General features: G+C 68.4%; 15 protein-coding genes, 1 tRNA gene and 1 pseudogene. 15 read left to right on the forward strand and 2 right to left on the reverse strand.

Annotation, left to right across the window (positions count from 1 at the left end):
* The first annotated feature begins 54 nt into the window (after positions 1 to 54).
* The 12 genes and pseudogenes from ACZ4WH_RS18945 to ACZ4WH_RS19000 all read left to right on the forward strand — a co-directional run bounded on the left by ACZ4WH_RS18945 (position 55) and on the right by ACZ4WH_RS19000 (position 8,567).
* Entirely contained in the window at positions 55 to 492 is a 438-nt protein-coding gene (locus tag ACZ4WH_RS18945) for an ATP-binding protein (RefSeq protein WP_468181778.1), read from the forward strand.
* A gap of 89 nt (positions 493 to 581) precedes the next feature.
* Positions 582 to 1,310: a GntR family transcriptional regulator gene (locus tag ACZ4WH_RS18950; protein ID WP_468181780.1), complete on the forward strand. Its 729-nt coding sequence runs from the start codon at positions 582 to 584 to the stop codon at positions 1,308 to 1,310.
* 126 nt (positions 1,311 to 1,436) lie between these two features.
* Entirely contained in the window at positions 1,437 to 1,787 is a 351-nt protein-coding gene (locus ACZ4WH_RS18955) for an SCO3933 family regulatory protein (protein WP_058081256.1), read from the forward strand.
* A 5-nt stretch (positions 1,788 to 1,792) separates the two neighbouring features.
* Positions 1,793 to 3,166 (forward strand): annotated as a pseudogene (locus ACZ4WH_RS18960) (FtsK/SpoIIIE domain-containing protein); the annotation flags it as partial.
* 297 nt (positions 3,167 to 3,463) lie between these two features.
* Positions 3,464 to 4,087, forward strand: a complete 624-nt coding sequence (locus ACZ4WH_RS18965) for a DUF2637 domain-containing protein (RefSeq protein WP_468181782.1) — start codon at positions 3,464 to 3,466, stop codon at positions 4,085 to 4,087.
* 18 nt (positions 4,088 to 4,105) lie between these two features.
* Positions 4,106 to 4,306, forward strand: coding sequence for a hypothetical protein (locus ACZ4WH_RS18970; protein WP_468181784.1), 201 nt, complete (start codon positions 4,106 to 4,108; stop codon positions 4,304 to 4,306).
* The gene (locus tag ACZ4WH_RS18975; RefSeq protein ID WP_364825160.1) at positions 4,306 to 4,497 is read left to right on the forward strand and encodes a mobile element transfer protein; all 192 of its coding nucleotides are present in this window, start codon (positions 4,306 to 4,308) and stop codon (positions 4,495 to 4,497) included. The genes ACZ4WH_RS18970 and ACZ4WH_RS18975 overlap by 1 nt, the downstream gene beginning before the upstream one ends.
* A 175-nt stretch (positions 4,498 to 4,672) precedes the next feature.
* On the forward strand, positions 4,673 to 4,921 hold the full coding sequence (locus tag ACZ4WH_RS18980; protein ID WP_451210085.1) for a SpdD protein: 249 nt from the start codon (positions 4,673 to 4,675) through the stop codon (positions 4,919 to 4,921).
* A gap of 144 nt (positions 4,922 to 5,065) precedes the next feature.
* Positions 5,066 to 6,373 carry a replication initiator gene (locus ACZ4WH_RS18985; protein ID WP_468181786.1) on the forward strand — a complete coding sequence of 436 codons (1,308 nt, stop codon included), beginning with the start codon at positions 5,066 to 5,068 and terminating at the stop codon, positions 6,371 to 6,373.
* Positions 6,349 to 6,543: a helix-turn-helix transcriptional regulator gene (locus tag ACZ4WH_RS18990; protein WP_353601161.1), complete on the forward strand. Its 195-nt coding sequence runs from the start codon at positions 6,349 to 6,351 to the stop codon at positions 6,541 to 6,543. The genes ACZ4WH_RS18985 and ACZ4WH_RS18990 overlap by 25 nt, the downstream gene beginning before the upstream one ends.
* Positions 6,540 to 7,913, forward strand: coding sequence for a tyrosine-type recombinase/integrase (locus ACZ4WH_RS18995; RefSeq protein WP_468181788.1), 1,374 nt, complete (start codon positions 6,540 to 6,542; stop codon positions 7,911 to 7,913). Before ACZ4WH_RS18990 ends, ACZ4WH_RS18995 begins: the two co-directional genes overlap by 4 nt.
* Positions 7,914 to 8,024: 111 nt before the next feature.
* Complete coding sequence (locus ACZ4WH_RS19000) at positions 8,025 to 8,567, forward strand: hypothetical protein (protein ID WP_468181790.1); 543 nt, start codon at positions 8,025 to 8,027, stop codon at positions 8,565 to 8,567.
* 82 nt (positions 8,568 to 8,649) lie between these two features.
* Here ACZ4WH_RS19000 and ACZ4WH_RS19005 read toward each other — a convergent pair.
* Positions 8,650 to 8,738 (reverse strand) — tRNA-OTHER (locus tag ACZ4WH_RS19005).
* A gap of 89 nt (positions 8,739 to 8,827) precedes the next feature.
* Here ACZ4WH_RS19005 and ACZ4WH_RS19010 point away from each other — a divergent pair.
* Positions 8,828 to 9,757, forward strand: a complete 930-nt coding sequence (locus ACZ4WH_RS19010; protein WP_468181792.1) for a phosphotransferase enzyme family protein — start codon at positions 8,828 to 8,830, stop codon at positions 9,755 to 9,757.
* An 18-nt stretch (positions 9,758 to 9,775) separates the two neighbouring features.
* Here ACZ4WH_RS19010 and ACZ4WH_RS19015 read toward each other — a convergent pair whose 3' ends face one another.
* Entirely contained in the window at positions 9,776 to 11,023 is a 1,248-nt protein-coding gene (locus ACZ4WH_RS19015) for a hypothetical protein (RefSeq protein WP_468181794.1), read from the reverse strand.
* A gap of 415 nt (positions 11,024 to 11,438) precedes the next feature.
* Between ACZ4WH_RS19015 and ACZ4WH_RS19020 the strand changes: the two genes are divergently transcribed.
* Positions 11,439 to 11,966, forward strand: coding sequence for a bifunctional DNA primase/polymerase (locus ACZ4WH_RS19020; protein WP_468181796.1), 528 nt, complete (start codon positions 11,439 to 11,441; stop codon positions 11,964 to 11,966).
* The gene (locus tag ACZ4WH_RS19025; RefSeq protein WP_468181798.1) at positions 11,966 to 12,292 is read left to right on the forward strand and encodes a hypothetical protein; all 327 of its coding nucleotides are present in this window, start codon (positions 11,966 to 11,968) and stop codon (positions 12,290 to 12,292) included. The genes ACZ4WH_RS19020 and ACZ4WH_RS19025 overlap by 1 nt, the downstream gene beginning before the upstream one ends.
* The last annotated feature ends 27 nt before the right edge of the window (positions 12,293 to 12,319 follow it).

Raw genomic sequence — 12,319 nt, forward strand, 5'->3', positions numbered from 1 at the left:
GCGTCGAAGCGGCGCTGCCTCGACTGCGACGGCAGCGGCAAGGAGTGAGCGCGGATGACCTACATGATCGACCGCTACCCCTGCGAGGAGTCACCGCGACTGGGGGCGATGACCTTACATCCAACCGCCGAATCCGTGCCCCGGGCCCGGCGCTGGTTCCGGAAGTTCATTGCGCCCTACAACCCGGCCTGCTCGGTCGATGACTGCACGCTGATGATCTCGGAACTGGTGACCAATGCGATCTTGTACGGGCGGTCCGACGAGGAATGGCGCGTACGGGTGGAGTGGTTCCGGGACGGCACCTCGCTGCGTGTAGAGGTGCACAACCCTGGATTTCCGGCGAGTGTTCGTCTGCGCCGGCCGGACGCCGAAGACGCACACGGGCGCGGGTTGCTCCTGGTCGACTCCATCGCTCAGTCGTGGCACTCGGGCCCCAGCCGCTTCGGGGGAACAGTCGTCTCCTTCGTGATGGCAGATGCCTGGCCCTCCTGAGAGGGTCACGTCCTGCTTCTACTGCCACAGTGGAATTGTCGTTAGTCTGGTTGACCAGTTGACTTGGCCAATCTCGACAGGCGGCGTTCATGGCGTATGAAGTGGAGGCACCCAAGTACGTGCGCCTCGCGCAAACGATCCAGCGTCGCATCGAGGACGGCACGTACGCGCCGGGCACGCGGGTTCCCAGCGAGAACCAACTGGTGCAGGCGTTCGGGATGTCCCGACCCACGGTCGTGCGCGCGCTGGAGTTGCTGAAGCGGGACGGCTGGCTGGAGTCCCGGCAGGGATACGGGACGATCGTGCGAGGGCGCCCCGCGGTCGTCGAGGAGAAGGACCGGCGAGGTCTGGAAACGCTGACGCGCGACGAGTCGCGGAGTCCCGGGCGCCTGGTCGACGTCGGCGAAGAGGCGGTCCCGGCGCGCGTGGCCTCGGCCCTGGGACTACCAAAGAACGCCACGGCCGTCAGGCGCCGTTTCCTGGTCGAAGAGGACGGCGAAGCGGTCGAGCTGGTCTCCTCGTACTTCCCCGTCGGCCTCGTCGAGGGGACCGATCTAGCCGGCGGTGCCGCGTTGACCGCCGGTGTGCGTGAGCACCTGGAGGCGCGCAAGAAGGTCCGCTTTGACCATGTGACGGAGCGGGTGTCCGCGCGGCTGCCCGATGTCACCGAAGCCGAGTTGCTGGGGCTGCCGGAAGGCATCCCCGTCCTGAGTGTCCTTGTCATCGCCTGTGACGCGTCCGGGCAGGCGCTGCAAGTTTCTGACGTGCTTCTCCCTGCTGACCGGCACGAACTGGAAGACACCTACCGTCTGAACTGAGCCGCCTGACGGCGTCTCAAATCAACCACCAATCCAGCTTGACAAGTCAACTTGACATCTCTAGCTTCGGACTTGCTAAGTCAACTTGTCAGGTGCAAGTTGGTCGACTCAGAAGGAGACATCTCAGTGCGTGTGATCCGCGTCGACGCCTCGACCGCCACGATCCTGCTCACCGAAGCGCCGGCACCGAAGGTCCGTGACCGGCAGACCGGCGAGATCGCCAAGGATGCCGTTAGTGGTGAGGCTCTGATGACCGTCGGCGTCGTCTACATCGATGAGGGCGAGTCGTCGCTGATCCAGGTCACCATCCCCGAGAGCGGGGTCACGGAAGGCCTGACCGTCGGTGCCCCGGTCTCGCTGCCCGGACTGGTGGCCCGGCCCTGGCAGAGCGTCTTCAACGGACAGCAGCGGCACGGCATCGCCTACCGGGCCACCGCCGTTGCCCCCGGCGCCTTCCCGATGGCTCAGGCGGGCTGATCGTCGTGACGGAGCTGGTGACGGTGGCCGAGTTGGGCGGGTCGCTCGCCGCGATAGGCGGCGCGGCCTACCTCCGGCACGCTCACCCCGCGGCGTACTGGTCCGCGGTCGGGCTGCCGGTGTCGGTGGCCCGGCTGCTGGCCTCGTACCCCTCGACCATGGATGCCTGCGGCCTGACGGTCGAGCCTCCGCGCTGGAGGGCCCTGGCCGTGCGGGCCACCACCCGGCGGGAAGTCCGGCCGGTGCCGCCCCGCCGTGGCCTCATCCGCCCGACCACGACCGGCCTGCGCATGCGGCTCCGCCTGGCCCCCGGACAGGAGCCGGCGGACGTGGCGGCCTCGGTGGAACGGTTGCGGCACGCCTGGGGCGTCCACGCCGTGCACGTCCGAGACGTCAAGCCGGGGGTTGTCGAACTGCGCCTCGTCGGCTTTGACGTCCTCAGGAAGGTGCGCATGCCCCGCGGCCGTACGGGCCTGGGACTGCTCCGCGTTCCGGTGGCCCTGCGGGAGGACGCGACGGCGTACGTCCGGGACTACCGCGCCGTACCGCATGAACTCGTCCTCGGCGCCACGCTCTCGGGTAAGTCCATGTACCTGCGGAACCTGCTGGCCGGCCTGGCCACTCAGCCGGTCGTCCTGGTCGGCATCGACTGCAAGCGCGGGGTCGAACTGGCCCCGTTCGCCGCCCGGCTGTCCGCACTGGCCACCGACCCCGACCAGGCGGCCGAACTGCTGCCGGTGCTCGTGAAGGAAATGGAGGACCGATACGACCTGATCAAGGCCCGGCAGGGCATCGCCCCTGGCACCCCGGACGAACTGATCACCTCGGACATCTGGGGACTGCCGGACGCCGAACGACCCGCGCCCATCGTGCTCTTCGTCGACGAGGTGGCGGAACTCTTCCTCGTCGCCTCACGGAAGGAAGAGGAACGGCGCGACGAGATGGTCACCCAGCTCATCCGCCTCGCCCAACTCGGCCGCGCGGCCGGCATCTACCTGCAAGTGTGCGGACAGCGCTTCGGTGCCGAACTGGGCAAGGGCGCGACCATGCTCCGTGCCCAGCTCACGGGCCGGGTCTGTCACCGGGTCAACGACGAAGCCTCGGCGAAGATGGCCCTGGGGGACATCGCCCCGGAAGCCGTCTGGGCCGCATGCTCCATCCCCTCCGAGCGGCCCGGTCTGGCCGTCACGGGCGACACCTCAGGTGGCTGGTCCCGCATCCGCACCCCGAATCTCTCCCTCGCCGACGCGGCGGCCACCTGCCGCGCTGCGGCCCACGTCGCCCCCGATGTACCGGCCCTCTCCGGCTTCCACCCCTAGGTCTCGACGGCGCCTGTAGAGGCGCCTGCACCGGTGGCTTCTCCTCATCCGGTCACCGAGTCGCCGAGTCACCGCTCCCGCCCACGCCCGGCACGGCGTTCCGTGCCGAGTCCCTACCCCGCCATCCCTGGAAGAAGGGAGAGCACCCGCCATGTGCCCCGACTGCGAAGACTTCGTCCGAACGGTCTTCTTACTCGGCCAACTGGCCTTGTACGCCGACACGTATGGCGCTGACGAAACGTTCGTCAACGCCGTGGCTCCCTGCCTGGCCGTGTCCCTGCCGGATCTGTCGCCCGGCGTCTTCCCGCCGGACTACAACCCCAACGACGGCCCGGACTACCCCGGCGAGTCGTCCTGATGGCTCGCCCCGCTCCCCGCGCGGACGCGGTCCTGGTCCAAGCCGTCATCGCCGGGGCCCTCTCCTTCGCGCACCTCCACGACCTCGCCGCCGCCGCGGGACAGACCGGATGGAAGGCGTGGGCCTACCCCGTCTCCGTCGACCTGCTTCTCGTCGCCGCCTGGCATCGGCTCCGCTCCGGCGGTCCGAAGCAGGCCGCCTGGTGCTGGTTCCTCGTCGCCCTGACCGCATCCCTCGGCGCCAACGTCGCAACCGCCGGCCTCCTCGACCTGGCCGACGTACCAGCCTGGCTGCGCATCCTCGTCGCCGGATGGCCCGCGGTCGCCTTCCTCGGCGGAACCCTGCTCGCCCATGGCTCACACAAAGCGGAGCCGTGCCCGGAACCGGCCCCGGCAGGCAGCGACGGCCCGGGGGCCATGGCCGACCCGGCTCCCGAACTGCCTGCCGCCAGTGTCCCCGCGCCATCACCCGCGCCCGTTCCACCTGCTCTCGTCGCTCTGGCCCGCAAGGTCGCCGACGAACACCGGGCCCGGACCGGGTCCGTCATCGACACCCCAACCCTGCGCGCGCGCCTCGGCGTTCCGCTGCCGCTCGCCGAAGCCATCGCCGCCCACATCGCCTGATCCGGAGGACATCGCACCGTGCGTCCGTCCACGCTGCGCGCGCTCAACCGTGCCGCCGAGCTGACCCGACAGAACCGCCTCACCGAAGCAATGCTCATCGCCGAACCCGTGATCCTCACCGCCGACGAGTACGAGGGCGAGGAGATCCGGCGGTGGCTGCTCGACCACGTTGCCAACTTCACCAGCGAGAACCACCCGGACTCCAAGGAGCTGCCCTGATGCCCGCGAACCCGCGCTTCCGCCGCGTCGTCCGCATCGGTCCCGTTCAGGTCGCCACGTACTACGACGGCCGGGGCCGCGAGAAGCACGCCGCGGCCTGTACCGCCCCGCGCTGCGGCTTCTCCGCCGACTACGACAGCCGCACCGCCGCCGAGCTCGCCGCCCGTACCCACCGCTGCCGCATCCGCTGAAACGGAGTTCCCATGACCGTCTCGCTACCGCTCGTCCTGGTCCTGGGCCTCATCGCCTGGGGCGCGGTCAAGTTCCTCGGCGTCCGCGCACCTTCCTCGCCCCGGCCATCGACTCTGGCACCCGCTCCGGCGTCGACGTCGTCAACGGCACCCACCACTGACAAGGAGATACGCCGTGCTCCGCCCCAAGCTGCCCGACATCCCGACCCTGCCCACCTCGAACGCAGTCAGCACCCAGCAAAGCCACGCCCCGGTTCCCCCGGCCGGCCGCTCCCTCACCCCGTGGGTGGGCGCGGTCGCCACGGTGGCCGTCATCGGCGTCGTGCTCACCGCACTCCTCGCGGCGGTCGCCGTTTCGGCCGTGTCCGTGGCCATCGCCGCCGTGGTCCTGCGCTCCCTCGTCACCGGCGCGAACAAGCGCTGACCGGCCACCGGGGCGGCAACAAGCCGCCAAGCATCCCGCCGCCCCGGGGCCGTCCCTTCCCAACCGCCGAAACAGCCGAAAGGAAGTCCCATCATCACCCGGCAGACTCCACCCCCGCTGGCGGAACTCTCCACGTTGGCCTCAATGGGCACCCTGCCCGAGCTGGCCCGGCAACTCTCCACCCTGGGGGGCTGCACCCACCCCGTACGACTCGACGGCCACCGCACCGAGTACGAGATCGACACGACGACTGGCGAGATCGGCCGCGCCCTGCACCACCTCGACTCCGCCACCCTCCCCGCCGGCAACCTCCTGGTCCGCTGCAACAACCGCCGGGCCACCCGGTGCGCGGCCTGCGCCGAGACCTACCGACGCGACACCTACCACCTGATCACCGCCGGACTGCGTGGCGGCAAGGGCACCCCGGAACGCGTCACCACACACCCGCGCGTCTTTGCCACCTTCACCGCCCCCAGCTTCGGCCCGGTCCACAATCGTCCCTCCAGCGGTCGCCCCTGCCGCTGCGGCATCCGTCACGACGACCAGGACCCGGCCCTGGGAACGCCCCTCGATGCGGACGCCTACGACTACGAAGCGGCCGTGCTGTGGAACGCGCACGCCGGGGCCCTATGGCGGCGCTTCTCGATCTATCTGCGCCGGGAAGTCGCCAAGCGCGCCGGCCTCACCCAACGCGCCTTCCGCGACCATGCCCGTGTCTCCTTCGCGAAGGTGGCCGAGTACCAAAAGCGCGGCGCGGTCCACTTCCATGCGGTCATCCGCCTCGATGGCCCGGAAGGCGGCGAGACTGCGCCCCCGGCCTGGGCCACGGCTGAGCTGCTGACCGACGCCATCTACGCCGCCGCCACTGTGGCCCGTGTCGACGGCCCGGACATCGACGGCCGACCGCACGCTTTCGTCTTCGGTCGACAGCTCGACGTCCGCCCGATCCGCTCCGCCGACTTCAACGGCGGTCAGGACCTGACCGAGCGGGCCGTGGCGTCGTACGTCGCCAAGTACGCCACTAAGGGCGCCGAGACGGCGACGGGCACCCTCGACCGGCCGTTGCGGTTCCTCGCCGAGTTGGCGCAAGCGCAGATCACTGAGCACGCCCGGCGCATGATCCGCACGGCCTGGGCCCTGGGCGCACGCCCGGAGCTGGCAGACCTCCGCCTGAGGGCCTGGGCCCACATGCTCGGCTTCCGCGGTCACTTCTCCACCAAGTCCCGCCGCTACTCCACCACTCTCGGCGCCCTCCGCGAGGCACGCGCCGAATGGCGCCGCGCTCAAGCCGCTCCGGTCGTACCGCGGGAGGGCGAAACCACGCTCGTCCTCGCCCACTGGGTCTTCGCCGGAACCGGCCTTTCGGCCGCCGAAGCCTGGCTTGCGGCGTCCCTCGAACCCGCACCCGGAACGGAAGGAGAGCCGACATGGACGCCCGCCGCGACGAACTGATGACTGTTCGCGAAGTGTTGGACGAATTGGGCGGTGTTTCTCGCCGGACGTTCTACCGCTGGCGTGAGCTGGGGCTGGGGCCGGCCGCCTTCAAGCTCCCCAACGGTGAGCTTCGGGTCTGGCGCAGTGATTTCACCTCATGGCTACGGCAGCTGGAGGAGGCGGCGTGAAGTCTCTCGACGTCAAGGTCTGGGGCGTACGCAAGCGGGACACCAAGACGCCTTCATACGGCGTCCGCTGGTCCGTCGCGGGCAACGTCTTCTCTGACTCGTTCCGCACCAAGGCGCTCGCTGATCACTACCGAGCGAAGCTTATGAGTGCCATGCGGGGCGGCGAAGAGTTCGACACGGAGACTGGTCTTCCGGCTTCGATGGAAGAGAAGAAGTCGCCGTTGTCCTGGTACGACTTCGCCCTCAGGTATCTCGCAATGAAGTGGCCGCACGCTGCTCCCAATACGCGAGACGGCATCAACGAATCTCTGACCAGCGTGACCATGGAACTGCTCGCGGAGCGCGCAGGGCGACCGTCCGACGAGGAGATCCGCAAGGCCTTACGTAACTGGGCCTTCGTGCTGCCAGGTCCCGACAAGCGGGAAGTCCCGGATAATGTCCGGAACGTCCTGCACTGGGTAGCGAAGGCTTCTCGACCGCTCGCGGACCTCGCTGAACCGGCAACGGCTCGCGCGGTGCTCGACGGGCTGAAGCTCAAGCTTGACGGCACCGCGGCAGCTGCCGAGACCGTGCGGCGGAAGCGGCGGACCCTCGTCAACGCTGCGAACTACGCGGTCGACCTGGGGGAGCTGCGGGAGAATCCGATCACGGCGGTTCGCTGGCAGAAGCCCAAGGTTTCGAACCAGGTCGATCCGCGCGTTGTGGCCAACCCTGAGCAGGCACGCAATCTCCTGGCGGCAGTGTCCTATGTGGGTGGATACCGGCGTGCTCGCGGCCGGCGTCTCGTCGGGTTGTTCGCGGCGATGTACTTCGGCGGCCTCCGGCCCGCTGAGGCGGTCGGCCTGGTCCAGACTGACCTTGTCCTCCCTGAGCAAGGCTGGGGATCGGCGCTGCTCCACCGAACCCGTCCTTCGGTGGGCAAGCAGTGGACGGATTCGGGCGAGACCCACGACGACCGCGGGCTCAAGAACCGACCGGCTGAGGACGTTCGGCGTGTACCCATCCCGCCCCAGCTCGTCGCAGTGCTGCGCGAGCACCTGGCCACGTTCGGCACAGCGGATGACGGGCGGCTCTTCTTCAGCGAGAAGGGTTCGGTCGTCCCGTCCTCGACCTACTACCGCGTGTGGCAGGAGGCTCGTCTCCTGGCGCTTCCGCCGGCTGTCGCGGCCTCGCCGCTGGCGAGCAGGCCGTACGACCTTCGGCACTCGGCGTTGTCGACATGGCTGAACGCGGGTGTCGACCCCACGGAGGTCGCCGAGCGTGCCGGCAACAGCGTTGAGGTCCTGCTAACTCGCTACGCAAAGTGCCTCGATGGGCGGCAGGACGTTGCCAACCGGCGTATCGAGGAGCTGCTTCGCGAGTACGAGTGAGAGCGAGCTGCTCATGACCGAGGCCCCTGGAGCTATCCAGGGGTCTTGTCGCTTCCAGGTTTTCTCCCGTTTCTCTCACACGGCTGACCATTTGGGATCACAATGCCCGGCGTGAGTCATGTATTCAGTGATGCGATCTTGCATCGGGCAGAGTCTCTCTCGTACGAGTCGATTGCCTCATTGTCAGGCGTGCGCTCGGTGACGTGGTGGAACCAGATGGCGAACTACGGTGCCGACGCGCCGCCTGCGCCCGGATTGATCCCGGACCTTGCGCGAGCGCTGGAGCTGAGCGAGCGCCGCGTGGAAGAGCTGGTGGCCGAGCAGTGGTACGGAGTGCGGCCGAACGACGAGATTCCGGAGCGGCTGCGGAAGGTGGTCAAGATCCTTCGGGGTATTGATCCGGAAGACGTGGAGCTTGTTGAGCAGCTCGCTCAGGCGCTGAGCGATAAGCACACGGCAGAGACCTTGGTGGGTGCATTTGCGCCGAGGGGGGAAGCCGCGGGCCAGGCCGCCTCTTGCGGGTCTTCGCCCAAGCGTTCAGTCGGGTCTGATGCAGTGCGACGGGGTGCGAGCCCGCTAACAGGTTCACCTGCGACGATGGGCCAAGATCCCGTCCACAGCTCGTCCACGGACCCTGACATAGCCCCGCTCTGAGCGGCACAAGGCTGCACATACGCGAAGACCCCGGCCTCAGCGTTTCCGCTGGTGACGGGGTCTTTGGGCACCTCATGCTGGGTGCCCCCGGCAGGATTCGAACCTGCGCACACGGCTCCGGAGCCCAGGTGAGAGTGAGGGGCCGTGCGGGCTCTGACCTGCTCCGGAGGCGGCGACAGAGCTTGCTCTGACCAAGATCATTACGCCCCTATTACGTGGGTGGCCTGTCGGGCGGTCGGTCCGGCCCGTATGGTCGAAGCATGATCTCGGGCAGCAGCGGGAGACCGGACGGCGGCGGCGCGGAGTTCACGGCGGAGGGCCTGGAGCCCGTCCTCCGGGAGGCGTGCGCGAGGGCGGGACTCGACTCCAGTGGTGCCGAACTGCTGCGCCTGGGGTCGAACGCCGTCTATCGCCTGACGTCCTTACCCGTGATCGTGCGCATCGCCCGTGATCCGTCGACGCTCGCTGAGATGGAACGTGCTGTGAGCGTCGCCCGGTGGCTCGCGTCGCAGGACTTCCCGTCCATGCGTGTGCCGGCTTCGGTCGCGCAGCCGCTCATCGTCGATGGCCTGGTGGTCACCTTCTGGGAGAGCGTCCAGGACCGCGAGGAGTACGCGACGGTCGGCGAGCTGGCCGATCTCCTGCGGCGCCTGCACTGGCTTGAGGAGCCCGAATCCCTGGGCCTGCCCTACTTCGACCCGCTGGCCAAGCTGGCGGCGTCCCTCGCCGGCCTGGACGGCGTATCCGCGGAGGACCGGGCGTTCCTGGACGAGCGAGCGGCGACCCTCGCCAAGGATTACGACCGCCTCGATTTCGTCCTCCCCTTCGGCATGATTCACGGTGACGCCAGCATCGGGAACATCCTCCGCCACAGGGACGGGCACGCGGTGCTCATCGACCTGGACGGCGTCGCCCTCGCCCCGCGCGAGTGGGACCTGATCCAGACGGCGATCTATTACGACCGGTACGGCTGGCACACGAAGGCGGAGTACGCCGAGTTCGTGCACCGGTACGGCTTCGACCTGATGAACTGGCCGGGCTACGCAACGCTGGCCGACCTGCGTGAGCTGATGATGGTCTCGTGGCTTGGCCACCAGGTCACGACGAGCGAGCGGTCTGCCGCTGAGTTCGCCCGCCGGGTGCGGTCCCTTCGCACGGGGGAGGGTCGGGACAGGTGGGGCCCGTTCTGAGCACGCGCTGTCATGCGATCAGGCACTGACAAGCGCGTCAGAGGCTACCCACAACCTGTGCTCTCTGACCTGTTCGGTGAACGCTTTCACGTCCGCACTGCTGCCGACCGCTGCGAGGCCCTGCCGGAACTCGGCCAGGTAACTCACACACCGTGCTGACTTGAGCTGCTCGCCCAGGTCGAGGGCATCGAGCGCTACCCGACACGCCTCCTCGACGTCGCCGGCGCGGAGGTGAGCATCAGCGAGGACCATGGTCGCGAAGAAGTCGCTCCGCACATGGGTGCCGCTCATGGCGTTCTCGGCGTGGGCAACTGCCTGCCGAGCACTGTTGACGTCGCGGAAGCAATGGGCGGCCTCGGCGGCGAGTTCGGCTTCGTCGAAGTAGGTGATCCACTCCGGTTCGTCGTCGCGGTTTCGGCCTTCCAGCGACTTCATGGCTGCGCTCAAGGCGGCCTGGCATGCGGCGACATCTCCGGTACGGGCAAGGGCGCGAGCCTCCATCGCGTGGAACTGGGCACGCAATGTCGGGGTGGCCACCGGTGAGATGCCCATGAGCGCTGCACGTGCGAGAGTGGCGGCCTGGGTGTACCGACCCAGGAAAGTCGCCTGGTGGCTCATCGCCGACAAGATGCTGCCAGCAAGCCGGCGGTCGTTGGCGTCCTGGGCAAGGCGGAGCGCCTGAAGGAAATACCGCTGGGCGAGTCCGTGATGGCAGGCGTCGTATGACATCCAACCGGCAAGGAGCGTGGCCTCCGCGACGGTGGAGAACAGGGCTCGGCCTACCTGCTCGGTGAACCGGCCTCGCAGCAGGGGGGCCACGTCATTGTTCAGGTACTGGATAACCGAGTGCCGCGCGTGCTCTCCGCCGAACTGGTCGTCGAGTCGGGCGAACATGTCGGCGGTGGTCTTCACGGCCGCCACGTCGCCGAGACCGACTCGGATTCCCTCGGATCGTGGACGGGGGACCCCCGGCTCCGGCGCGACCAGCCACCGGAGGGATGCCTCGCTCCAGGCGGGCTCCGACGGCTCCGCCGTGAGCAGTGGGTCGTACTGGTTGAGATCCGCACGCCACAACTGGCTGACCGTCTGAATCGCGTCATCCGGGCTGGCGGGATACGCGGCGTCGAGTACCGGAGCGTCCTTCGGCTCTCCGTGGCTCAGCCCGAGTTCTGCCGCACTCGCGGCGAAGGCATCGCAGAGCAGCGGACCATAGAAGTCGTCGGGGCTGCTGTGGCCGTTCTCCCAACTCGCGATACGGCGCTTCACACTGGCGTCCGACGGGAGCTGATGGCCGCGCTGGGCGGCTACCTGGCGCAACTCCCTCACGAGCCTTGACTGACTCCAGCCTCGGCCGGCTCGGGCCTCACGTAAGCGGACACTGGTCGGCTTCATCGAGTGGCGCCCCTTTACTCCCGTGCGCATGCGCCGGTGTGGCAACTCCCCTTCGCTGACCGAATGTACGCGCTGGTCATCGCCTCTTGCAGGCAGTAACCGGAGATCGTCTGCCTGTATGCGGGTGACGGGGGATGACGTGACATGCGTCGACGCGTCATCCCCCGTCACCCCTCGTCATCTGCCCTGGTCAGGTACTGAGCCGTGAATCTGGACCTACGGCCGCATCGCGGCCGCACGGTAGTCCGACTGAGGGTGAGATGACGTGCACAGGATGACCAGGCGGGGCATGGAATGGCTGTCCGCAGCGGCGGAAAACCCGGTCGAGTGCCAGCAGATCTGGGCCGACGACCCACGGATGCCCGTCCTGCTCCCGACCGGGCGCCTCTTTGACGTCTTGAGCGTGGACCAGCGCCTCGGGTTGGAGATGTACGACCGGCTCTTGCGCAGTGGAATGCCGTTCGGGCCGACCGCCGTCGACCGCAAGGCGCAGCGAGTCGGGTTCTTCCTCAACTCCCAGAGCCGCGAGGCCTTCACGTACTACCTCCAACGCGAAACCATGGCTCCTCCGACGTACCGCTACCTCGACGAGGGTTCCGCCGTAGTCGTTCCCGGCCCCATCCCGCTCTTCGACGACCGCTACCAGTGGCTTCGTCCGCCTACGCGTCGACCGGAGGCCAATCCGCTACGCCCGGTCGCTCTCGCGACAGCGTTGGTGGCCTCCGCGGAACTGCTGGCAAGGATCGACCGCTTCGACGAGCAGTACCCGACTCCGTACGCGGCGGTCGCTGCGCTCCCCGAGGAGAGCGATCACTGATGCCGCACCAGCCGACCGATGGGCGCGACGCGGCGGCGTGGTCGCCTCTGGAGAGTGAGGGATGGTACGCGGCACGGAACGCGACGACCGCATTGCGGGGTGCACTGGTGCGGGCCGGTCTGGAGAAGGACTTCCCCTACCTGCGCGCGGACTTGAACGCCTTCGGGCACGGCCTCGTCGAGCTGGGCCGGGTGTCCCCCGACACCGCCGAGCGCCTCGCGGAACTCCTCCGCTTGGCATTGGCCGGCGGGTTCCGCCGCGACCCGGACGGCGACGAGCACGAGCATGCACCGGCCCCAGGCGAAGAGCACAAGGGAAGGCTCTAAGACCATGACCGACCGGCGAGGAGTGGT

The organism is Streptomyces sp. NPDC029138 (assembly GCF_055564375.1).

Bases quoted from the DNA above. Each gene is read 5' to 3' on its own strand.
- ACZ4WH_RS18945 (WP_468181778.1), top strand. From the start codon at position 55: ATGACCTACATGATCGACCGCTACCCCTGCGAGGAGTCACCGCGACTG.
- ACZ4WH_RS18950 (WP_468181780.1), top strand. From the start codon at position 582: ATGGCGTATGAAGTGGAGGCACCCAAGTACGTGCGCCTCGCGCAAACG.
- ACZ4WH_RS18965 (WP_468181782.1), top strand. From the start codon at position 3,464: ATGGCTCGCCCCGCTCCCCGCGCGGACGCGGTCCTGGTCCAAGCCGTC.
- ACZ4WH_RS18975 (WP_364825160.1), top strand. From the start codon at position 4,306: ATGCCCGCGAACCCGCGCTTCCGCCGCGTCGTCCGCATCGGTCCCGTT.
- ACZ4WH_RS18985 (WP_468181786.1), top strand. From the start codon at position 5,066: ATGGGCACCCTGCCCGAGCTGGCCCGGCAACTCTCCACCCTGGGGGGC.
- ACZ4WH_RS18990 (WP_353601161.1), top strand. From the start codon at position 6,349: ATGGACGCCCGCCGCGACGAACTGATGACTGTTCGCGAAGTGTTGGAC.
- ACZ4WH_RS19010 (WP_468181792.1), top strand. From the start codon at position 8,828: ATGATCTCGGGCAGCAGCGGGAGACCGGACGGCGGCGGCGCGGAGTTC.
- ACZ4WH_RS19020 (WP_468181796.1), top strand. From the start codon at position 11,439: ATGGAATGGCTGTCCGCAGCGGCGGAAAACCCGGTCGAGTGCCAGCAG.
- ACZ4WH_RS19025 (WP_468181798.1), top strand. From the start codon at position 11,966: ATGCCGCACCAGCCGACCGATGGGCGCGACGCGGCGGCGTGGTCGCCT.